The 1343-nt window shown below is 59.2% G+C and carries 2 protein-coding genes; both read right to left on the minus strand.

Annotated elements, in window-relative coordinates; genetic code table 11:
- Positions 1-156: 156 nt before the first annotated feature.
- Positions 157-714 (minus strand): ECF RNA polymerase sigma factor SigK, encoded by a 558-nt coding sequence (locus tag ACX80O_RS16665; RefSeq protein ID WP_459334173.1) that lies wholly within the window; start codon positions 712-714, stop codon positions 157-159.
- A 279-nt stretch (positions 715-993) separates the two neighbouring features.
- A partial coding sequence (locus ACX80O_RS16670; RefSeq protein WP_459334174.1) for a hypothetical protein occupies positions 994-1343 on the minus strand: 350 nt, incomplete at its 5' end.

Genomic DNA, 1343 nt, shown 5'->3' on the forward strand with positions numbered 1-1343 from the left:
TTTCCTCAGGGGTGTTGAAGTGTTCAAACATGTTTCTCTCCTTCATCAGTTGTGGAATTGGTGGGATGGGTTTGGTTGCCGTGCCCCGCGCAACGGTACGGGCGTCTTCTGACTGAGTTGACGGGTTAGTTCCGGCCGGCCATGCCGCACGCTTCTTCAGCTCACCCCCATACAGGTTTTTAGGTGCAGCAGCCCGTCTTTGATCCGGGATTTGACGGTCGACAGCGGCACACCGAGCGTTTCGGCCACCTCCCGGTAGGTGAGGCCACCGTAATAGACGAGCTGGATCGATTCTCGTTGCATACTGGTCAAGGTTTTCAGGCATCCCACCACGGACTCCACCTCAACCCGGTGCATAACGGTTTCCACCGTGTTGTCATAGTCAGTGACCAACACAGCCACCCCGTACCGGGCGGCACGGGTGGTGGCGCTTTGTTCCGATCGGACCCGATCCACTGCACGGCGGTGGGTGATCATCATCAGCCAGGCCATCGGGCTACCAACGGAAGGATCATAGAGAGCCGCTGTCCTCCATACCTGCAAATACACCTCCTGCGAGGTATCACTACTCAGGTCCGGGTCGCGGATCACCCGTCTGGCCAGCCCATGGACCCGGCCCGCAGTGTTCCGGTAAAACAAGGTAAAGGCCTCTTCGTTACCCTGCCCGGTCTTATAAAGCAGTTCCACCAAGGTATCCCCCGTATCCGCACTCATTCCGGCACGGGTAGTGGGTCTAATCTCTGCACTACGGGGCACCGACCCGGCCGGCGCTTCGCCCGCCACGCTCCCGGAACGGCCCGGTACGACAGGGTTCCCCGGGCTAGGATCCCGCAGTCTGATCAGGGTCTTAGCATTCATACTCGCGCCCGTCCCTTTAGCCCCGCCCGTACGCCGGGCGGATCGGCGCGGACCCTCAACGATTACTATGCCTATCCGTGATACTCCACCCGGACACTGCACCATCAACTACCAGATAGGGCTGGCGGCAAATCATCATGGAGCCCCCACGATCGTCCAGGAAGGATAGTTGCGGAGCCTACTCATGGCCTCACGGTCGATCGTTTTCGCTTCGCTGAGATCCACCGTGATCGACAAGTCCGGCGCCAGGTAACTCGTGCGGGCAATGACACGTATCAGCGACTCGCAGTTTTCCGGGGTCAGCGACCCACGCACCATTACCGTAGCGAAACTCATATCCATGTTCACCTGCACCAAAAGGCTAAGCCTGCGCTCCAACCCAGGCCGGCTCTTCACTGGAATACCGGATATGTCCGCCAACCCCGGACGTTCGCTTACCTCAGTCATCAGAACCGACCGCCGGAATGATTCGTTGCCGTAAATGG

Source organism: Arthrobacter glycogeni (assembly GCF_054511155.1).

Coding starts and splice junctions, on each gene's coding strand:
- ACX80O_RS16665 (WP_459334173.1), bottom strand. CDS start 714: ATGAGTGCGGATACGGGGGATACCTTGGTGGAACTGCTTTATAAGACC.